Raw genomic sequence first — 19,975 nt, 5'->3', positions numbered from 1 at the left:
CCACTGAGGTAACCAGCAGCAGCAACGGCTAGACGCCAAGTGTGGCGTCTCTACACCGTGTCAAATAGCCCTTGTTTCCAGGTCGTGCCTTAGAAGCGGGCACCCAGCACTACCGTTTTCTTGTATTCGCGCTTTTCGCCGCTGTTGGGCTTGAACAGCTCAATCAGCAGTATGTAATAGCCAACGGCGGCTTTCTGGCCCCGGTCGGTTAGGCCGTCCCATTGGAAGAAGCCGCTGGTAGCCAGCGTTTCGTTGCGCACGAGGCGGCGCGCCAAGCGGCCTTGGGCATCATATACCGTCACGCTGGCCGCGTAGCCGGGGCTGTCGAGTGTGTAGTTCAGGGTGGTGTAATCCTGCTGGCCATCCTCGTCAGGTGTAAAAATTTCGGGCGTTAACCGGAACTGCTGCCCGCCGCCGGGGTCTTGCTGAAGCTGCGAATTAGGCCGGCCCGGCGTGGCATACCCGGCGGCACTGGCTGCCGAATGGAAGTTGCTGGCTACGCTCGGCGCATCGGCCCGCAGCCGCTCCAACGACACGCCATTCACATCATCTAGCAGCTTCAAGTGCTGCTCTTCGGCATAAGCGTAGCGGTCCAGCACCCGCCCCTGCGCATCCGCAACCACTACATTTCCGGCATCGTCGGGGTAGGTCGGGAAGCTGGTCATTAACAGAAAAGCCTCCGGGTTGGTGCTGGTGGGGTACTGGCTTTGCACGACATCGGGGCGGGTGGTGAGCAGTAGCAGTTGGCCGGGAGCCAACACGTAGGCGCTATTGCTGACAACCTCTTGGTCGAGGGTGCCATCAGGCTTTTCATTGCCCAAATGCCAACCTTGCACATCCAAGTACTTGGTGGAGCGGTTCAGCAACTCCACAAAATCAACGGCATTGGTACGCGGGTTGAACAGGATTTCGTTGATGACTACGTCGCCGGCTGCTACCGGAACCGGCAGCCCAAACGTAACGGAGGCTGCTTGCCCGGTGGCGTTGCCCACGCAGTCGGTGGCGCGCTGCACAGTGGCAGTCAGTGGCTGATTGGCTTGTAGCGCGGCACTCAGCGTGAGGTCTACGGCTCGAAAATCGGGGCCGACAGGCGCTGCTCGGGTAATGGCTACGGCAGGCATGAGTGTGTATAAGGCTGGATTAGCGGCAGCCACGCTGTCCAGCTTCTCCCCAAAAAACAGGCGGACGGTAGTAGCGTTAACCGCCAGTGCCCGTAGCAGTTTGGGCGCAGTGCGGTCGGCGTTGGAGGTGCGCACCGAGTTAGCGCGGCCGGGGGTGCCGCCGCTGGCGTCGGTGCTGGCGGTCCAGTTGTCGAGGCCGGCGCAGGGGTTGGCGGTGTCCACCATTTCCAGGCTCCAACCGCCTTCTTTCTTGCGGCTGTCTTTGTACCAAGTGTCGGAGTAGCTCACCTCGAATACCATTTGGCCGTTGCGCCCGCGCAGTAGCAACTGGTCGGCGGCGTTGGTGAGGCTAGGGAAGTTGCTCAGCCCGAACACCTTGCCGAATGCACTGAACTGCGCCGCCCGGGTGCTGCCGCACACCACTGCGTATTCGCCCGGCAGCAGCACCGCCCCCACCGGAAACACCGCCGGATTACTGCTACCCGGTTTCAGCAGCCGCATACCTGCCAAATCGAGCGTTGCGGTAGCCGACGGGTTATGAATTTCCACGTACTCGGAAGCCGGCAACCCTACGGCAGGGGTTTCGTCGGCCAGTATTTCGGTGATAAGCACTTGGTTTAGCGTGGGCTGCGCAAGTACGCCGTTGTTTTGCAAGCTCAGCGTGAAAGGGCTGGCGGCGGTGTTGCCATATAGGTCGGTGGAGTTGCGGATTTCCAGCGTGCTGGCGCCGGTCGGCAGGTCGGCGGCTAGAGTGAGGTGTACTAGAGTGGGGTCGGTTGCGTCGCGCTGGGCATTCAGGATGGCGGGCGCGCTGGGAGCACCCAGACGGTAGTTACTGGCTAATTGCGTAGCGGCTACTGGCTCGTTGAAGGTCACGTTTAGCTGCCGGGCAGCGGCTATGGTAGCAGTTAGTGGCTGCGGCGCGGCAGTATCCGTAACGCGGAATTCATCGAAGTAAAACGCCCGGTTATTGGCCGCCGAATACGTGAGTTGCACCCCGAAATACGCACCGCGCCGCAAGGTGGCATCGGTGGCGGTGCCTTCACTCACGTAAGTGGAACCACCCGTCAGGTCGCGCTCCAGGGTCCAAACGTCCTGCGCCGAGCGAGTTACCCGCACCCGCACCAGGTTGTTCGTGCTTGAATTCAGGGCAGCATCCGCGCCATTCACCACGTACACCGGGCTGCCCGTGGCGTCTTTGCGAAACAGGGCCACTTCATCGGGGGTACCGCCGAGGCGCACGAAGTAGCCGCGGTTGCCGGTGGCTTTCAAGTCGGCCTGCTCCGACATTAGCCACACATCGGCGTAGTTGCCGCTGCTGGTAGCCAGCCGCAGGTTCGCCCAGAACTCCCAGCTGACCGCGCCGGCCGTTTGCACGGGCGTAACGAGTTGGAGGGTGGTGCCCGTAACGGCGGCACCGCTGCTTTGCAGCTGCTGGCTGATTACCTGAAAGCTAGCGGCGTCGCCGGTCCAGGCAGGGGTTTGGGAGAAGTCGCCGTCGGAAAAATTATCCAGGAGCTGGGCTTGCGCGGGCAGGGCACACGCCGCCAGCGCGAAGGGTAATAGTAATTTTTTCACTTCAAATAGGAGCTAACTAGGCAGGATAACACGCAGAGTATCTGAGAGTCGCCGTTTCAGGACGATACAGGAAATATAGCGTGAAAATCAATATTCTTCCTAGCGCTATCTTTACCGCCGTCTAATCCTTGTAACCATGAAAGTAGCCGTAGTAGGTGCCACCGGTTTGGTCGGTGGCGAGATGCTGAAAGTGCTGGCCGAGCGTAACTTCCCGGTCACGGAACTCCTGCCCGTTGCCTCCGAAAAATCGGTGGGGCAGGAAATCGAATATCAGGGTCGAAAATTCAAGGTGGTGAGCATGGACGACGCCATTGCGGCCCGCCCGGCCGTGGCCATCTTCTCGGCTGGCGGCTCGGTTTCCAAAGAGCAAGCCCCCCGCTTCGCCGAAGTCGGCACGGTGGTTATCGACAATTCCTCGGCCTGGCGCATGGACCCCACTAAAAAGCTGGTGGTGCCCGAAATCAACGCCAAGCAACTCACCGCCGACGATAAAATCATTGCCAACCCCAACTGCTCGACCATTCAGATGGTGCTGGCGCTGCACAAGCTGCACGAAGCCTACAAGGTGGAGCGCATTGTGGTGAGCACCTACCAGAGCGTAACCGGCACCGGCAAGAAAGCCGTGGACCAGCTCATGCAGGAGCGCGCCGGCCAGGAAGTGACCAGCCAGGCCTACCCCCACCGCATCGACCTGAACGTGCTGCCCCACATCGACGTGTTCGAGGATAACGGCTACACCAAGGAGGAAATGAAAATGGTGAAGGAAACCAAGAAAATCCTCTCCGACGACTCCATCCGGGTAACGGCCACCACGGTGCGCATCCCCGTGATGGGCGGCCACTCCGAGTCGGTGAACGTGGAATTTGCCCAGGATTTCGAGCTGGAAGACGTGTACCGCATCCTGCGCAACACGGAAGGTGTGGACGTGGTGGACGACGTGGCCAACAACCTCTACCCCATGCCCAAAGACGCCCACGGCCGCGACGCCGTGCTTGTCGGCCGCCTGCGCCGCGACGAGTCGCAGCCACGCACGCTCAACATGTGGGTGGTAGCCGACAACCTGCGCAAAGGGGCCGCCACCAATGCCGTGCAAATTGCCGAAGCCATGCTGAAAATGGGCTTGCTGAAGTAGTTAAGCGCCCCAAAGCCCCCGTAGTGTCCTGGCCTTGCTTGGTATACTACGGGGGCTTTTTTGGTTTTCAGCCTGCTCCCTACCTGCCAATCGTTACTTACTGTATCCTATGAAACACGCTGTATTATTAGTAGCGGCCCTTTTGCTACCTGCCACGCTGAGTTGGGCACAGCCGACGCCAGGTGCGGCCACCGATACCGCCCGAGTTGCTGGTGAGGTGTATTCCTACGCCGAGCAGATGCCAGCATTTCCGGGTGGTCAGCCGGCTTTATATCAAGAGCTTAGCAAAACGGTTCGGTACCCGGCCGAGGCTTTAAAGCAACGGGTTGAAGGCAAGGTGTATGTCTCGTTTGTGGTTAGTGCTGCCGGCAGCCTGCAAGACGTCAAAGCGGTAAAGGATCCGCATCCGTTGCTAGCCGCCGAAGCAGTGCGGGCCGTCAGCAGCCTACCAGCTTTCACACCGGGCAAGCAGGCTGGCAAAGCCGTACCGGTCAGCCTTACATTACCCATTACGTTCCGGCTCCCCAGCAACCTCGACCAACTGATAGCCAACCAAGCGGCAGCGGCCAATGGAACTCAGCTAGAAGCTGCTACTACGGCCAAGTTTCCGGGCGGGCCTGAGGCGTTACGGGCCTATCTGGCGGCGGCTCCGTACCCGGAGGCCGCCCGTGCCGTGCAGGCTCAGGGGCGCGTTTTCGTTAAATTCAAGATCCGGCCCGATGGAAAACCCGGCAACGTGAAATTGGCGGGCTCAGTGCAAGCAACCCAGCAAGGCAAGAAAAAGCGTCAGGCCGCCACCGCAGCTACCAACCAATTGCTGACCGATGCGGCCCTCCGGTGGGTGCAAGCCATGCCGACTTGGACTCCTGCCACCCGTAAAGGCGCTGCTATAGAAAGCGACTCCTGGACGGTACCTGTTGCGTTTGGTACTACTGCGCCAAGCAATGAGCCACCCGTGTATGCTTACGCCGACCAGATGCCGGTTTTTGCCGCGCCGCAAAACAAAATCACCCTCGAAAAACGCCTGCAAAGCGGAGTGCGCTACCCGGTACAGGCCATGCGTAACCGGCAAGAAGGCGTGGTATACCTCTATTTTGTGGTGAATGAGGCAGGAAAACTAGAACAGCAACAAATCATTCAGTCGGCGGGAGCGGAACTGGACCAGGCCGTATTAGAAGCCGCGCGGCAGCCTCTCGGGACGCTGCTGCCAGCTCAGCATCAGGGCCAGCCAGTTAAGGTGTTTTACGTAATGCCGTTTACTTTCAAGATGTTGTAGCAGCTTGCGGCCGAATTGGCTACGTGTTTTCGTATGTAAGTCGCACGTTTATATTTATCTGCCGCGTTGGCAAAATAGTTGACTGCTTTCCTGCTTCTGATTTCTCTAGCTGCCTGAATTCCCATGAAACAACGCTGGTACTGCGGCACGCTCACTGGCCTGCTGCTGGCGGCGGCCCCTTCCCTGCTGGCCCAAACCACAAATCCCTCGGCTCCCGCCCCAACGGCCCCAGCCGAACAGGTATACACGTTTGTGGAGCAGATGCCCACGTTCAGAGGCAGCCGCACCGACTCGATTATGGCCTACATCCGGCGCAACACCCGTTACCCCGACGAAGCCCTCAAGGCAGGCGCGTCGGGCAAGGTGTTCGTCACGTTTGTGGTTAATAAGCAAGGCCAAGTGGAGCAAGTGCGAGTAGCCAGACCTCTGCAAGACGCACTGGACAAAGAAGCCGTGCGCGTCATCCAGAGCATGCCGGCCTGGCAGCCAGGCCAGCAGAACGGACAGACGGTGGCTGTATCCATAACAGTACCCATCAGCTTTGTAATGCAGGCGCCCGCGCAGCCCGCTGCCACTGCGCCCAAGTACCCCGGCGGCCCCGAGGCACTGCTGTCTTATCTGGCCGCAGCCCCCTACCCCGATGCGGCCCGCGCCACAGAAGCTGATGTTCGGCTGTTTATTCGCTTTAAACTAGATGCTGCTGGCAAGGTAACGGGGGCCAAAACCATTGGTCCGCTGATGCGCAAGCCAGCCGCTACGCCCCCGCCGCGGCCGGCCACGGAAGCCGAAAACCTAGAAGTGGAACAAGCCGCCGTGGCCTACATCCAAGCCATGCCCGCTTGGGCGCCCGCCACCCTAGACGGAGCCGCTGTGGAAAGTGAGCAACTGGTGCTTCCCATTATCTTCAGTCCGAAACCAGCCCCGAGCACTGCCACCAAGGTCTATCCGTACGCCGACCAGCAGCCCGTATTCGGGACGGAAGCCGCGCGCATGGATATTCAGACTAGTATTCAACGCACCATCAAGTACCCGGCGCAAGCTCTGCGCAATCAGGTAGAAGGTACAGTTTATCTATACTTTGTGGTGAACGAAACCGGAGCGTTGGAGCAGATGCAGGTGGTTAGGTCGGCGGGGGCGGAGCTGAACCAGGCGGTGCTGGAAGCGGCGCGTAGCCAAACTGCGGCCCTCACACCGGCCAAGCACCAAGGCAAACCCGTGAAAGTGTTCTACGTGCTACCGTTCAGCTTCCGCATCCGCTAAACTCTTGCTCAGGTTTTATCAGATTGCCGTGTGCTTAGCTCGCATTAGCTGCTACTGAGGCGGCAAAATCCACTACGGCGCGGCGCGTACGTTCCGGCGCTTCGAAATAGCCGAGGTGCCCCACATTGCCAAGCAGCAAGGCGTGGCTTTCCGCGGGCAGGGCGAGTTGCGGCAGTAAACTATCCACAGCCACTGCCGCGTCGTCTTTACCGTCGATGAAAAGCACCGGAAACGTGGCGTCGCGCAGGACTTGCGTCCGGTCGGGGCGGTTGCGCATGGCTTCCAGGCCACCCAGCACGGTGGCATCGGGCGTGGCTTTGCCGATGTTTTCCAGCAACTCCTGTTGCGCCTGCATCTTGTCGCGGTTGGCGGGTGCAAACAGTGGCCGGATAAACGAGTCCATGAACTTGCCGACGCCGTTTTTGCGCACGAACTCCATGTTTTTGATGCGGTTGGCCTGCTTCTCCTCGGTGTCGGGCAGCGCCGTGGAATGGAATAGCACCAGGCCAGCCACCTTCTCATGATGGCGCTCCGCGAAGGCCAGGGCCACGTAACCACCCATGCTATGGCCTACCAGCAGCACCTTCCCCACGTTCTGTTCGGCCAGTTGGTCGGCTACATACTGCGCCTGGGCTTCCATGCTGTAGTCCGGCACGGCCTCGGTATTGGCACCGTGCCCCAGCAGATCAAGCGTCAATAACTGATAGCCTTCGGGAAACTTGTGCAGAAAATCAGTCCAAATAGCTTGGCTTTCGGCAAAGCCGTGGAGAAAAACGATGGTTGGCTGGGCAGGCATAAACAGTTGCAAAGATTCGTGGAGGAAGACCACGAAGGAGTCGAAACAAGTACGCACATTTACCTTGCTTGTTCCTTTTACTCTCTGTTCCTCGTATCCTAATGGCCTTTATCAAGCGTCACAATCTACACTATGTTATTGCCGTGGTGGCCGGTCTGCTTGCTGCATTACTCGGCCGATTTGTCTTTGCTACGAGCAGCTTCAACGACGCTGGCGGGCTGCTGATGCTCTGCTTTCTGCTGCTTGTCCCAATGGCATTAGGAGCCGTTACCACGCATTTCACACCTGTTACTGCGTCAAAATCATGGCGGACGGTGTGGGGGCCTTTCGTGACGGTTGTGCTTTTCCTGTTTATGGCGCTGGTGTTTCATCTGGAAGGAATGATTTGCGTGCTGATTATCTCCCCGCTCTTCCTCATTACCTCCTACATAGGGTCTGTTCTCTACCTGCTTTTTACCGACGATAAACCCAACAAAGACAAAACCTATACCGTCGCCGTCTTTGCGCTGCTGCCGTTCCTGTTAGCGCCGCTCGAAGGCCAATTTGCCGCTCCTACTACCCTACGCCGCGTTGAGAATACCGTGCTTATTCAGGCGCCCGCCTCCGTGGTCTGGCAGCAAATCATCCGGGTACCGCCTATTCAGGCGCAGGATTTGGGTTCGAGCTTGGTAGACAGAATCGGCTTTCCGCGGCCCGTAGAAGCCACTCTCACGCACGAGGGCGTAGGCGGTGTACGCCATGCTACCTTCGAGCGAGGTGTGGAATTCATTGAAACCGTAGACGTGTGGGAGCCGCAACAGCGCCTGTCGTTCAGCATTGTGCCCAACACCGCCACCATCCCGCCTACCACCTTCGACGAGCACGTAACCGTCGGCGGCCGGTTTTTCGATGTGCTGCGGGGCACCTACGAGCTGGTACCCGCCGGCCCCGGCCGCACTCGCCTCGTACTCTATAGCCAGCAGCGCCTCAGCACCCGCATCAACCCCTACGCCGGCCTCTGGACCGACTACGTGATGAGCGAAATCCAGCGGCGCATCCTGGATGTGATTCGCCGCCGCTGTGAAGCCGATGCCAGCAAAGCGGTTGCCACCAGCCGTAACTAAAAAGAGCCGGCTACCTGAGGTAGCCGACTCTTTGTGCAATAAAGTGTGGTTGAGTGGCGAAACTATGCTAGTACTTCTTCTTTCTGCTTGATGAACTGCACGTTGGCGAACAGCTTCACGTCGTCGCCGAGCACGATAGAGCCGGCTTCGGTTACGGCGTGGAAGGTCAGGCCAAACTCCTTGCGGTTGATTTTGCCGGTTACTTCAAAGCCCGCCTTTTCGTTGCCATAGAAGTCGGTAGCCGTGCCGCCAAATTCCACGTCCAGGGTTACGGGCTTGGTTACGTCCTTCACGGTCATGTTGCCGGTCAGCTTATACTCGTCGCCGTTCTTGGTGAGCGAAGTGGAAGTGAAGGTGATTTGCGGGTGCGTAGCGGCGTCGAAGAAGTCGTTGTTACGCAGGTGCTCGTCGCGCTGCTCCTGGTTGGTGTCGATGCTGGCTACATCCAGGGCAAACGTCACCTGAGCGTTTTCGAACGTATCGTTTTCTGTTACGGCTTTGCCTTCAAATTTCTTGAACGAACCCGTAACCGTAGAAATAACGAGGTGCTTGATTTTGAACTGAACTTCGGAGTGCGTGGGGTCGAGAACCCAAGTGGTAGTTGCCATAATGGTAGGCGTTGCTGGTTTGATAACGTTGTAAGTAGCGGCGAGCTATCCGTGCTGCCGAATCATGCACAAATGTATGTACATTGTTTTAATTGATGTACATACACAGGTAAATATTTTTTATTTTCTCTCTCACATATCCTTGCCTACCTCTGGCCACAGACTTTCTAAAACGCAAAAAGCCCCACCGGATGAATCCGACGGGGCTTTTTCGTCAATCAATATCAACTTAGAGCAGCACAGTTTCCACAGGAGCTTTGGCTACTACTTTGCCACTTAGCTCACGCAGGGCGGCGGCAATACCATCAGCATCGAAGCCGCATTCTTTGTAGAGTTCGTCCTGGGTGCCGTGCTCCACTATCCGGTCGGGGATGCCGAGGCGTTTTACGGGCAGGCTGTAGCCGTGGTCGGCCATGAACTCCAGTACCGCCGCGCCAAAACCGCCGGGCAGGCAGCCGTCTTCTACGGTTACAATGGCTTTGTAGCGGCTCAGGATGCTATGCAGCATTTCTTCGTCCAGGGGCTTGCAGAAGCGCATATCGTAGTGGCCGGGGTTGAGGCCTTCAGCTTGCAGCTTCTGAGTGGCTTTGGTGGCGTAGTTGCCGATGTGGCCGATGCTGAGCACCGCTACGCCTTCGCCCTCGCGCACTACGCGGCCGGTGCCCACCGTAATTTTGCGTAGGGGCTTGCGCCATTCCGGCATCACGCCTTCGCCGCGCGGGTAGCGGATGCTAAACGGACCGGCGTTTTCGGGCAGGGTGGCCGTGTACATCAGGTTGCGCAATTCCTCCTCGTTCATTGGGGCCGATACCACCATGTTGGGGATGCTGCGCATGTAGGCCAAGTCGTAGCAGCCGTGGTGGGTGGGGCCGTCGGCACCGGCAAAACCGGCGCGGTCGAGGCAGAATACCACGTGCAGGTTTTGCAGCGCCACATCGTGCAGCACCTGGTCGTAGGCGCGCTGCATAAACGACGAGTAGATATTGCAGAACGGAATTAGGCCCTGCGTAGCCAGCCCCGCCGAAAACGTTACGGCGTGCTGCTCGGCAATGCCCACATCGAAGGCGCGCTTGGGCATGGCGGCCATCATCAGGTTCAGCGACGAGCCTGAGGGCATGGCCGGCGTCACGCCCATGATTTTGTCGTTGGCTTCGGCCAGCTCAATCATCGTGTGCCCAAACACATCCTGGTACCTGGGCGGCTGTGGCGTCGAATAGGTTTTCTTGCTGATTTCGCCGGTAACCTTGTCGAACAAGCCGGGGGCGTGCCACAGGGTCTGGTCTTTCTCGGCCAGCGCGTAGCCTTTGCCCTTCACCGTTACGCAGTGCAGGATTTTCGGGCCCGGAATGCTTTTCAGGTCGGAGAGGATGGTGGTCAGATGCTGCACATCGTGGCCATCCACGGGGCCGAAGTAGCGGAAGTTCAACGCCTCGAACAGGTTGCTCTGCTTGAGCAAGGTAGCCTTCATGGCCTGCTCCACCTTGCGGGCTATCTGCTGCGGATTAGGACCGAACTTGCTGAGTTTGCCCAGCACGTTCCACAACTCCTCGCGCACTTTGTTGTAGGTGCGCGACGTGGTGATATCCGTCAGGTATTCTTTGAGCGCGCCCACGTTGGGGTCGATGCTCATGCAGTTGTCGTTGAGGATAACCAGCAAATTGGAATTGCTGACCCCGGCGTGGTTGAGCGCCTCGAAGGCCATACCGGCCGTCATGGCGCCGTCGCCGATAACGGCAATGTGCTGCCGGTCGAATTCGCCTTTGTAGTCGGAGGCAACGGCCATGCCCAGCGCCGCGCCAATGCTGGTGCTACTGTGCCCAACCCCAAAGGCATCGTACTCGCTTTCTTTGCGTTTCGGGAAGCCCGACATGCCGTTGTAGCGGCGGTTGGTGGGAAACCGGTCCCGGCGGCCGGTCAATATCTTGTGGCCGTACGCCTGGTGGCCCACATCCCACACCAGCTGGTCGTAGGGTGTATTGAACACGTAATGCAGGGCCACGGTCAGTTCTACCACGCCCAGCGAAGCCCCGAAGTGCCCCCCGTAAATCGAAACCGTATCGATAATGAACTGACGTAGCTCCTGGCTTAGTTGCACCAGCTGATCCTGGTTGAGCTTTTTCAGGTCGTTGGGCGAGTTTATGGCCGCCAGCAAGTCACCGGGTTCGACAATCATGTATAGAGGAGCAAATAGGAATGAGTAGCGGTGCAACAGTCGAGCTACTCGAAAGGTTAGGCTACCTCCCGCTGCTTACTACCTGCACCGGACAAAGTTACGGGTTTTCTGTTCGGACGGTTGGCTAGCGAACCGCTTTCTGCCCATACCCACTCAGGAGCAGGCCGCACTTGCCCGTGCATTTAGTTGCCAGCAATGCTACTCTTTGGTTTTGAACACGATAAAAATCTATTCTGCACCCCAGGAGTGGCTGGCGCGTATGTAGGGGCGCAGGCAGTGGTTTGCGGGTCGTTGTAGCCCACTTTTATTAATTGTGCTTTAACCGGCTGCCCTGCTATAATCCCTACTTTTGACCTCGCACTCCCCGCATTGCCTCATGCCTCAGCTTTCTGCCGACCAACAAACCGAGGACCAGCAATTGCTGGACAAGCTCCGCCCTTCGCGCATCGTACTGCCGGTACTGATTGGCTTGAGCGTGGTCGGGTTTATGTTCTGGCGCAGCTATAAGCCCGGCGACCTGGCCCCACTGGCCAATGCCAAACCCATCTGGCTGCTGCTCATGCTGGTGATACTGGTGGCCCGCGACGCCGGCTACGTGTACCGCATCCGCTACCTCACCCAAAAAGTACTCACCTGGCGCGCCTCCCTCGACGTGATAATGATTTGGGAGTTTTCGTCGTGCGTGCTGCCCTCGGCGGTAGGCGGCACGGCCGTGGCGCCGGTGCTGCTGCACAAGGAAGGCATTCCGCTGGGCAAGTCGGTGGCCTACATTATGGCCACGGCCATGCTCGACAATATGTATTACATGCTGATGGTGCCGCTGGTGGTCTGGATTGGCGGCGACGCGCTGTACCCGCACGAGGCATTGCAGGGCGGGCTGGTTACTACGTTGCGCATTGGCTTCATTACCAGCTACATCTTCGTGAGCTTGTATGCGCTGCTGATGATGTACGCCATCTTCTTCAATCCGCAATCGGTGAAACGGCTGCTGGTACGGCTGTTTTCGATGCGCGGCATTCGGCGCTTCCGAGGCAAGGCCTATAAGATGGGCAACGAAATGGTGCTGGCTTCGGCCGAACTGCGCGGCAACGGCTGGGGCTATTGGCTGCGCGCCGCCCTGAGCACGGCCTTCGTCTGGACGGCCCGCTACCTGGTTATCGGCTGCCTGATTTCGGCATTTATTGACGTGACGTGGCCGGAATTCTGGCTGATTTTCGGCCGCAACCTCACCTATAAAGTTATCCTGCTGATTGCCATTACGCCCGGTGGCGCGGGTATTGCCGAAGGTGCTTTCCCCACGTTTTTCGGCAAGTTCATTGGCACTCCTACCATGACCAACTTCATGGTGCTGCTCTACCGGCTGGTGACGTATTACCTCTATCTGGTGCTGGGGGCCGTATTCCTGCCCCGCTGGGTGGCGCGCATTTTCGGTAAGCCCAAGGCCGCGCAGGTTATGCACTCATAGGTAGCACCTGCACGCCCAGTAGTGCAACCAACACCTTACTGCGGGCTGCACTGCCGGGGCTGCTACTAAAGCTGAACCGGGCAGCCGTTGCTATTAACTTACAGCCTTCTGAGACTAGCAATGCCCGAGTAGCGCGTGCGGCTTACGCAGTGACTGTAGTTGAGAACAGGTCAAAAAAAAAGCGCCACCGGTTAGCCGGTGGCGCTTTTGGCAGGTAGTATGTGGAAAGGGTTATTCTTTTTCGAGGCGCAGTTCGGCACCGGCGGCGCTTTTCAGCGTGAGTTTGTCGTCGGTGAGGGTTACTACGCTGAACGAGTTACTGGTGCTGGAGCCGTCGGGGGTCATGGCAATGGTTTTGCCGGCCTGGTCGAAGGTATATTTGCCGTTTACCGCACCTTGGGGCGAAGTCATGTTGTATTGGCCGTTGGCGAAGAACGTGATACGCTCATCTTCCTGCGCATCGGTTTGCTTCACTTTGTCGCCGGTGGCGTCCAGTTCCTTATCGGTTTTCCAAACCTTGCTCTCCTTGCCATAGAGCATATTTACGCCTTCTACTTTGCCTTCTTTGCTGCCGCAAGCAGAAGTGAACAACACCAGCAGCATGAGCAGGCTGGCCAAATAGCGAAACGGAGAGGACATAGTTTTCATTAGGTGTCAAGGTTAAGTGAGAAGTGGAGAGAAGCTGCCGCCAGCTCCGTAGCCGGACGGTATTGCGCCTCTTACGGTAGGCTCCGGCAAGATGTTCGATCTTGTCTATTGTTGACCTTAGCAAACAAAACATCTTGCCCTACTTAGCGTATGAGGCCTGACACCGTGGCCATCAAGTAGATGTGCTGCGTTCAGCTTTCACCTCAAACCAACGCACGACCATGGGACTGTTTGATTTTCTCTCCAATGAAGGCGAAAAAAAGCCCGTTGAACCAGCCGCAAAACCAGCCGCCGGTGGCACCGATTTTTTCGGCAATGCTGCGCAGCCCGAAGCTGCTGCCGGCGAGAGCTACACGGTAGTAAGCGGAGATTCACTCTCTAAGATTGCCAAAAACCACTACGGCGACGCCGCCAAATGGCACCAGATTTACGACGCCAACAAAAACATTATTGGCTCCAACCCTGACCATATTGAAGTAGGCCAGGTACTAACGCTGCCCAAAATCTAGCAATTCCCAATTCCTGGAAATTTCATAAAAGCCGCTTCTTGTCAGGAGCGGCTTTTTGCGTACTCTCACTCTTTTGCGCAGCTTTGGCAATACCAGCCGATGTACTGCCTTCACGCCCATCCGGCAACTTAGCAGTAGCCGCGGCACCACCATTTTGCTTTCATAGTAGCTTGTAAATCAACTTGATTCAATACCCTTATATTTCTACCAAGAGCAGTCTATCGAAAGCAGAAGGAAACAAAAAATATTTTTCAAGAGTATTGCGAATATCAAAACCGGTTATACATTTGCATCACCAGTCCGGTACTCCCCGCTTACGGTGGGACAGTTTTCACAGATTTATACAGAAGTGGCGAGAGAACAGGCTCCGTGACCCACTGGCAACCTTCGTTGATGCGAAAGGTGCCAATTCCTGCCCGCTCCGGTGTTTGCCGGCGGGAGAGATAAGTTGAGTACCATGAAAAACAACTCGCTTTCCGCCTTCTTTACCCCATCTGCCCCGGTCGCCGCGCTGCGCACCGCCTTGCCGATGGGTTTCCGTGTTTCGCCTGCTGCCACTGAGGCCGCCCGAATGCGAATGCGCTGCCGTTTCGGCGCCTGTTGTTGCTGTTGTTAGCCGCTGAGCGGTTCCAGCACACTCTTCCCTCCTCGTTTGGTTTTCGTGTGTCGGTGCCTGCCTGGCTACCGCACCACGCATAGCTGCAGCTACGCCGCCGTATTCGGCTGGTGCTGGTGGGAAAACGCCGCAAGTCTTGCGGCCTCATTTTCAGAGCAATACACTCTCTTCCTTCAACAATACTCTCCTTCAAACAGCCCCTATTATGTCCGCTCCAGCCCATCACTTCGAAACCCTGCAACTCCACGCCGGCCAGCAGCCCGACCCTACTACCGGTTCGCGGGCGGTTCCTATTCACCAGACCACTTCCTACGTTTTCAAAAACGCAGAACACGGCGCTAACCTGTTTGCCCTGAAGGAGTTCGGCAACATCTACACCCGTCTGATGAACCCTACCACCGACGTTTTCGAGCAGCGTATTGCGGCCCTCGAAGGCGGCGTAGCGGCGCTGGCGGTATCGTCGGGGCAGGCGGCGCAGTTCATTGCCCTCAATAATATTCTGCAAGCCGGCGACAACTTTGTGAGCACCTCCCATTTGTATGGCGGTACTTATAACCAGTTCAAGGTGGCATTCAAGCGCCTGGGCATTGAGGTGCGCTTCGCCGACGGCGACCAGCCCGAGAAGTTTGAGGAGCTGATTGACGAGAAAACCAAGGCTATCTACCTGGAAACCATTGGCAACCCCAGCTTCAGCATTCCGGATTTCGAGAAGATTGCGGCCATTGCCGAAAAGCACGATTTGCCGCTGGTAGTGGATAACACCTTCGGCGCGGGCGGTTACCTGTTTCGTCCCTTGGAGCACGGCGCGCACATTGTGGTAGAATCGGCTACGAAGTGGATTGGCGGCCACGGCACCAGCGTGGGCGGCGTGATTGTAGACGGCGGCAAGTACGACTTTGGCAACGGCAAGTTCCCGCAGTTCACCGAGCCGAGCGAAGGCTACCACGGCCTGATATTCAACGACGTATTTGGCAAAGGCGGTCCGTTCGGCAACATTGCCTTCATCATCCGGGCGCGGGTGGAAGGCCTGCGCGACTTCGGTCCTTCGCAGAGCCCCTTCAACGCGTTTCTGCTGCTGCAAGGCCTCGAAACGCTGAGCTTGCGCGTGGAGCGCACCGTGGACAACGCTCTGCGCATTGCCAACTGGCTGGAGCAGCACCCCCAAGTGGAAGCTGTGAACTACCCTGGTTTGAAAAGCAGCCCCTACAACGCGCTGGCGCAGAAATACCTGAAGCGCGGCTCGGGCGGGGTGCTCACCTTCGCCATCAAAGGCAGCAAGGACACCGCCACTCAGTTCATTGATAACCTGAAGCTGGTAAGCCACCTCGCCAACGTGGGCGACGCTAAAACGCTTATCATTCAGCCGTCGGCTACCACCCACCAGCAGCTGTCCGAAGAGGAGCAGCGCTCGGCCGGCGTGACGCCCACGCTGTTGCGCCTGTCGGTGGGCATCGAGCACTTCGACGACATTCAGGCTGATTTGCAGCAGGCGTTTGATGCCGTGCGCAACGCGGCTACCCTTGATACCAACGAAACGAGCGGCGAGGCGCTGCCCGAGCAGGAAGTGGAACACGCTGCTGTGCTGGAAGTGTAACCAGTGGGGCAGACCCGGCTGGTTGTGAGAGGGCAGCCGGGTTGGCTTCCAGTAGAAAAAGCAGTGCGTGGGTGGCGAGGCGGTTGTTTTGTGAGAGAGGGAGCCGCCTCTTCCATCCCACAATAGCGCGGGCTGAGTTGGTTCGCCGGCTCAGCCCGTTGGCTATTTTTTATTGAGGTGAACAGGGTGCTGAGCACTGAGAATACGCTTGCGCCCACCTTTTCACCGGTTACCTATCACCCAGCCAATGTCTGACCTACAAAGCTTCTTCCTTCCTGAACCCCTGACGCTGGAAAGCGGCGAGGTACTAACCGGCGTGGAAGTGGCTTATCACACCTTCGGTACGCTTAATGCCAGCCGCGACAACGTGGTGTGGGTGTGCCACGCCCTCACCGCCAATGCCGACGTGGAAAGCTGGTGGCCGGGGCTGTTTGGCCCGGAGTGCTACTTCGACCCGGCCGACTGGTTTGTGGTATGCGCCAACGTGCTGGGCTCCTGCTACGGCTCCACTAGCCCCCTGTCGCCGGCACCCGAAACCGGAGCACCCCGGTTTCAGCAGTTTCCGCTGCTTACTATTCGGGATATGGTGGCGGCGCACGAAGAGCTACGGCAGCACCTGGGTATCACGCAGGTTCACACGCTGATTGGCGGCTCTCTGGGCGGCCAACAGGCGTTGGAATGGGCTATTCAATTGCCGACTGTGTTCGAGAACCTCGTGTTATTGGCTACCAATGCGCAGCACTCGCCGTGGGGCATTGCCTTCAATGAGGCGCAGCGCCTGGCTGTTTTTGCTGATCCTACTTACCACCAAGCTACGCCCGAAGGTGGGGCGGCGGGGTTGCGGGCGGCGCGGGCGGTGGCTTTGCTCAGCTACCGCAGCTACGGCGCCTACGCCGACACCCAGGCCGAGCCCACCAACGAAAAAATCGACGATTTCCGGGCCAGTGCCTACCAGCAATACCAAGGCGACAAGCTGGTGGCCCGCTTCAACGCTTATACCTACGTGGTGCTCTCTAAAGCCATGGACTCGCACAATGTGGGCCGGGGCCGAGGCGGTGTAGCAGCGGCATTGCGCCGCGTGCAGGCCCGCACGCTGGTAGTAGGCATCACCTCCGATGTGCTGTTTCCGCCGGCCGAGCAGCAGTTGCTGGCCCGCCACATTCCGGGGGCCGTGTACGCCGAAATGGATTCCCGCTTCGGCCACGACGGATTCCTGATTGAAACGGCGCACATCACGCACCTGCTCGAACGGTTTCACGCCACCACTTTCGCCTAATACTCTTCACCCTGACCGCGCGGCGCCCCTCCTTACACCTGTTGCGCCGTCGCTGCTTTCTTTTTGCGCTTTCCTTTTATGGCAACTGATAAACAAACGCTACGCATTGGTCTGATTGGTTTTGGCTGCGTAGGACAAGGCCTATACGATATTCTGCAACAGCGTCCTGAAACCGGCTTTGAAGTGGCGCGCATTGCCGTGAAGAACCCCACCAAGCCCCGGAGCCTACCCCTCAGCCAGTTCGATTTTCACGCCGACGATTTATTGCACGATCCTTCGCTGGATGTGTTAGTGGAAGTAATCGACGACGCTGCTGAGGCGTTTCGGTTGGTGAGCGAGGCCCTGCGCCAAGGCCGCCGGGTGGTTACGGCCAACAAAGCCATGCTGGCCCGCCACTTGCCCGAACTGGTGCAGCTACAGCGCCAGGCCGGTGGCACCCTGCTCTACGAAGCGGCCGTATGCGGCAGCATTCCCATCATCCGGACGCTAGACGCCTACTTTGGCGCCGAGCCCTTGCGGAGCGTAACAGGCATTCTGAACGGGTCTTCCAACTACGTGCTGACGCGCATGGGTGAGGAAGGCTCCGACTACGCGCCCGCCCTGGCCGAGGCACAGGCCAAAGGCTTTGCCGAAACCGACCCAACCCTGGACATGGGCGCCTTCGATCCGCGCAGCAAGGCCGTAATTCTGGCGGCCCACGCCTACGGTACCTTCCTGCAACCCGAGGAAGTGCTGAACCTGGGCATCGAGCAGATTAATGCCGTGGACATTGCGTTTGCCGCCACGCTGGGCCGCAAGATAAAGGTGGTGGCCGGCTTGCAGCGCCTGCCCGATGGCCGCGTAACGGCCCTGGTAACGCCGCTGTTCGTGGCGCCCGAGTCGCCGCTTTACTCGGTTGACCACGAGTTCAATGGCGTGCTGATTGAGGCCGATTTTGCCGGGGAACAGTTCCTGCAGGGCCGGGGCGCGGGTGGGCACCCCACCGGCTCGGCCGTGCTAGCCGACTTAGCGGCTATCCGGCAGGGCTATTCCTACCATTACCCCAAGCTCACCACCTCCTCCCCCACGTATGCTACTGATTTGGAGCTGGAAATATACCTGCGCACCGATGAGGACCGCCTGATTGACGCGCTGGATTTCACGGAAATTTCCGAGGAAGCCGACGAAGATGGCTACGTGGTGGGCTATGTGGCCCTGTCCAACCTGCTGCGCGTAAAGGAGTTGATTCAGAAATTCGGGGCCTTTGTGGTGCGCACCGGTGCGGTTCGGCCGCTCACCGCCACCACTTCGGCACTGGAGCTAGAGGAAAGCTTATAGTTGTCAGGAGCAGACGAAGGTCTATTAAACCAGAAAAGACGAACGAGTTCGGGGCTGCCCCAAACTCGTTCGTCTTTTCTGGTTTAACCCAAGCTGCAATTTCTACTCAAACACCACCCGAAGAGGCGGCTGGTTGGGACTGCGCAGGAAGTACAGTCCCGCTTTCAGGTTCTCCCGCGGCAGCGTTTGGTTGGCCTGCTCCCACTGGAAGCGCCGCACTATGCGGCCGGTGGCATCCAGCAGTTCCGCAGTGTGTTGCTTGAATAGCGTGCCGGTTGGTGCCGCTAGTTGGATTTCGGTGGTGGCGGGTACGGGATAGGCTTGCAGCATAGCGGCCCGGCTAGCGGCGGCGGTAGCACTCAGCACCGTGCCGGGTTGCCCCAGGCTAGGCCGCAGAAAGTCGCGGATGGTGCGGAACGTGGTATCGGCATAGGCTTGGCCGTTGGTGTTGGCACCTTCAAACGGGATGTGGCCGGCGTTCCGGAACGTGCGCAATTCGTTGCGGATGCCTACGGCCGTGGCGCGCGGGTTGAGTAGGCCGCTGCCCACCACGTATTTGGGCGGCAGCAATGAGCCCACGCGGCCTTTCAAATACGGCACTACGTTGTCGGCGGTGCCGTGCACGCTGCACAGCGGCACGTTGCCCGGCTCGATGATAGTGGCACTTTCAGTGGCGCCGCTTAGGTTGAGCACGGCTAGCACGGCGCTGCTGTAACCGGGGTTGCCGCTGTTGCCTTCTATGCCGCCCAACGCCGTAATATCTACGTAAGCGGGCACTTCGCTGGCCTTATCAAGGTAGCCGACTTCCAGCGCCATGAAGCCGCCCGCCGACGAGCCGCCCACCACAATGTAGCGTGGATTCACCTTGTACTGGCGGGTGGTGGCAGCATCGCGCCGGAAAAAGCGCACGGCAGCCCGCATATCCTGCATGCCCCGGATGGCGGCGCGGGCCACTTCCGGCGTGTCGCGGGGTTGAGCCAGGCCCGTAAGATTGAAGCCTAGCCGGTACTCGATGCTAGCCGTAACGTAGCCCAATTGAGCGAAACGCCTACACACGTCGGCCATGTACGCATCCGTGCGCGAACCAGACACGAAGCCGCCTTGGTGCGCGAAAATGATAACCGGCCGGCGGCTCACTGTGTCGCCGGTGGGCTGATAGATGTCCATCAGCAACTGCTGGGTGGTGCCCGAAAACGTGACGGCCGAGCCATACGCCACGTTCAGCGAGATGGTAACGTTCGGGAAGACAGGCCGGTAGTACCGCCCCCCGGTGGTGTCCACTTGGGCAAGAGCCGCTGGCATGGCAGCCAGCAACATCACCGTGGCCAGTATCAGGTGGAAGAGTTTTTTCATACGCTAGGTTTCTGAGAGTAAGTAAAGAAGGTGTAACGCCATTTCTGAACCGGCGGTTTGGTTTCCGTTTCAGCTTAACAACCAGAGCCAATTCAGTTAGGGCCCGACTTCCTACCTGCGCGACGGGTAGCTTTGGGCTTCTAAAACAAT

15 protein-coding genes and 1 riboswitch are annotated in these 19,975 nt (G+C 58.5%); of the genes, 9 read left to right on the top strand and 6 right to left on the bottom strand.

Annotated features, from left to right (window positions below; genetic code table 11):
- Window positions 1-89: 89 nt before the first annotated feature.
- On the bottom strand, window positions 90-2,699 hold the full coding sequence (locus J0X19_RS03705) for a lamin tail domain-containing protein (RefSeq protein WP_206981309.1): 2,610 nt from the start codon (window positions 2,697-2,699) through the stop codon (window positions 90-92).
- A 136-nt stretch (window positions 2,700-2,835) separates the two neighbouring features.
- Here J0X19_RS03705 and J0X19_RS03700 point away from each other — a divergent pair, with 136 nt between their 5' ends.
- The 3 genes from J0X19_RS03700 to J0X19_RS03690 all read left to right on the top strand — a co-directional run bounded on the left by J0X19_RS03700 (window position 2,836) and on the right by J0X19_RS03690 (window position 6,367).
- Window positions 2,836-3,831, top strand: coding sequence for an aspartate-semialdehyde dehydrogenase (locus J0X19_RS03700; RefSeq protein WP_206981300.1), 996 nt, complete (start codon window positions 2,836-2,838; stop codon window positions 3,829-3,831).
- A 109-nt stretch (window positions 3,832-3,940) separates the two neighbouring features.
- Window positions 3,941-5,107 (top strand): TonB family protein, encoded by a 1,167-nt coding sequence (locus J0X19_RS03695; protein WP_206981284.1) that lies wholly within the window; start codon window positions 3,941-3,943, stop codon window positions 5,105-5,107.
- A 123-nt stretch (window positions 5,108-5,230) separates the two neighbouring features.
- Window positions 5,231-6,367, top strand: coding sequence for a TonB family protein (locus J0X19_RS03690; protein WP_206981282.1), 1,137 nt, complete (start codon window positions 5,231-5,233; stop codon window positions 6,365-6,367).
- Between the two features lie 34 nt (window positions 6,368-6,401).
- Here the strand turns inward: J0X19_RS03690 and J0X19_RS03685 are convergent, their stop codons facing one another.
- Window positions 6,402-7,163: an alpha/beta fold hydrolase gene (locus J0X19_RS03685; protein ID WP_206981280.1), complete on the bottom strand. Its 762-nt coding sequence runs from the start codon at window positions 7,161-7,163 to the stop codon at window positions 6,402-6,404.
- A gap of 101 nt (window positions 7,164-7,264) precedes the next feature.
- On the opposite strand from J0X19_RS03685, the gene J0X19_RS03680 reads away from it, so the two are divergent.
- A complete protein-coding gene (locus J0X19_RS03680) occupies window positions 7,265-8,266 on the top strand; it encodes an SRPBCC family protein (protein WP_206981278.1) in 1,002 nt (333 codons plus the stop codon).
- 62 nt (window positions 8,267-8,328) lie between these two features.
- On the opposite strand, the gene J0X19_RS03675 is transcribed toward J0X19_RS03680, so the two are convergent.
- Together J0X19_RS03675 and dxs are read right to left on the bottom strand one after the other, a co-directional pair.
- Complete coding sequence (locus J0X19_RS03675) at window positions 8,329-8,874, bottom strand: YceI family protein (RefSeq protein ID WP_206981276.1); 546 nt, start codon at window positions 8,872-8,874, stop codon at window positions 8,329-8,331.
- Window positions 8,875-9,103: 229 nt separating this feature from the next.
- Window positions 9,104-11,047 (bottom strand): 1-deoxy-D-xylulose-5-phosphate synthase, encoded by a 1,944-nt coding sequence (gene dxs / locus J0X19_RS03670; protein WP_206981274.1) that lies wholly within the window; start codon window positions 11,045-11,047, stop codon window positions 9,104-9,106.
- Window positions 11,048-11,423: 376 nt separating this feature from the next.
- Between dxs and J0X19_RS03665 the strand changes: the two genes are divergently transcribed.
- Window positions 11,424-12,512: a lysylphosphatidylglycerol synthase transmembrane domain-containing protein gene (locus J0X19_RS03665; RefSeq protein ID WP_206981272.1), complete on the top strand. Its 1,089-nt coding sequence runs from the start codon at window positions 11,424-11,426 to the stop codon at window positions 12,510-12,512.
- A gap of 231 nt (window positions 12,513-12,743) precedes the next feature.
- Here J0X19_RS03665 and J0X19_RS03660 read toward each other — a convergent pair whose 3' ends face one another.
- On the bottom strand, window positions 12,744-13,151 hold the full coding sequence (locus tag J0X19_RS03660) for a hypothetical protein (RefSeq protein WP_206981270.1): 408 nt from the start codon (window positions 13,149-13,151) through the stop codon (window positions 12,744-12,746).
- A 230-nt stretch (window positions 13,152-13,381) separates the two neighbouring features.
- On the opposite strand from J0X19_RS03660, the gene J0X19_RS03655 reads away from it, so the two are divergent.
- From J0X19_RS03655 to J0X19_RS03640, 4 genes are all read left to right on the top strand, one after another.
- Window positions 13,382-13,669, top strand: a complete 288-nt coding sequence (locus J0X19_RS03655; RefSeq protein ID WP_206981268.1) for a LysM peptidoglycan-binding domain-containing protein — start codon at window positions 13,382-13,384, stop codon at window positions 13,667-13,669.
- A 336-nt stretch (window positions 13,670-14,005) separates the two neighbouring features.
- Window positions 14,006-14,119, top strand: a riboswitch (SAM riboswitch).
- Between the two features lie 371 nt (window positions 14,120-14,490).
- Window positions 14,491-15,879, top strand: a complete 1,389-nt coding sequence (locus J0X19_RS03650; RefSeq protein WP_206981259.1) for an O-acetylhomoserine aminocarboxypropyltransferase/cysteine synthase family protein — start codon at window positions 14,491-14,493, stop codon at window positions 15,877-15,879.
- A 247-nt stretch (window positions 15,880-16,126) separates the two neighbouring features.
- A complete protein-coding gene (gene metX / locus J0X19_RS03645; RefSeq protein WP_206981257.1) occupies window positions 16,127-17,155 on the top strand; it encodes a homoserine O-acetyltransferase MetX in 1,029 nt (342 codons plus the stop codon).
- A 78-nt stretch (window positions 17,156-17,233) separates the two neighbouring features.
- Complete coding sequence (locus J0X19_RS03640) at window positions 17,234-18,472, top strand: homoserine dehydrogenase (protein WP_206981254.1); 1,239 nt, start codon at window positions 17,234-17,236, stop codon at window positions 18,470-18,472.
- Between the two features lie 102 nt (window positions 18,473-18,574).
- Here the strand turns inward: J0X19_RS03640 and J0X19_RS03635 are convergent, their stop codons facing one another.
- Window positions 18,575-19,825, bottom strand: a complete 1,251-nt coding sequence (locus J0X19_RS03635) for an alpha/beta hydrolase fold domain-containing protein (RefSeq protein ID WP_206981244.1) — start codon at window positions 19,823-19,825, stop codon at window positions 18,575-18,577.
- Window positions 19,826-19,975 lie beyond the last annotated feature (150 nt).

The sequence above is a fragment of the Hymenobacter telluris genome, assembly GCF_017313265.1.
Taxonomy (GTDB): Bacteria; Bacteroidota; Bacteroidia; order Cytophagales; family Hymenobacteraceae; genus Hymenobacter; species Hymenobacter telluris.
This window is presented reverse-complemented; position numbering and strand designations above follow the sequence as displayed.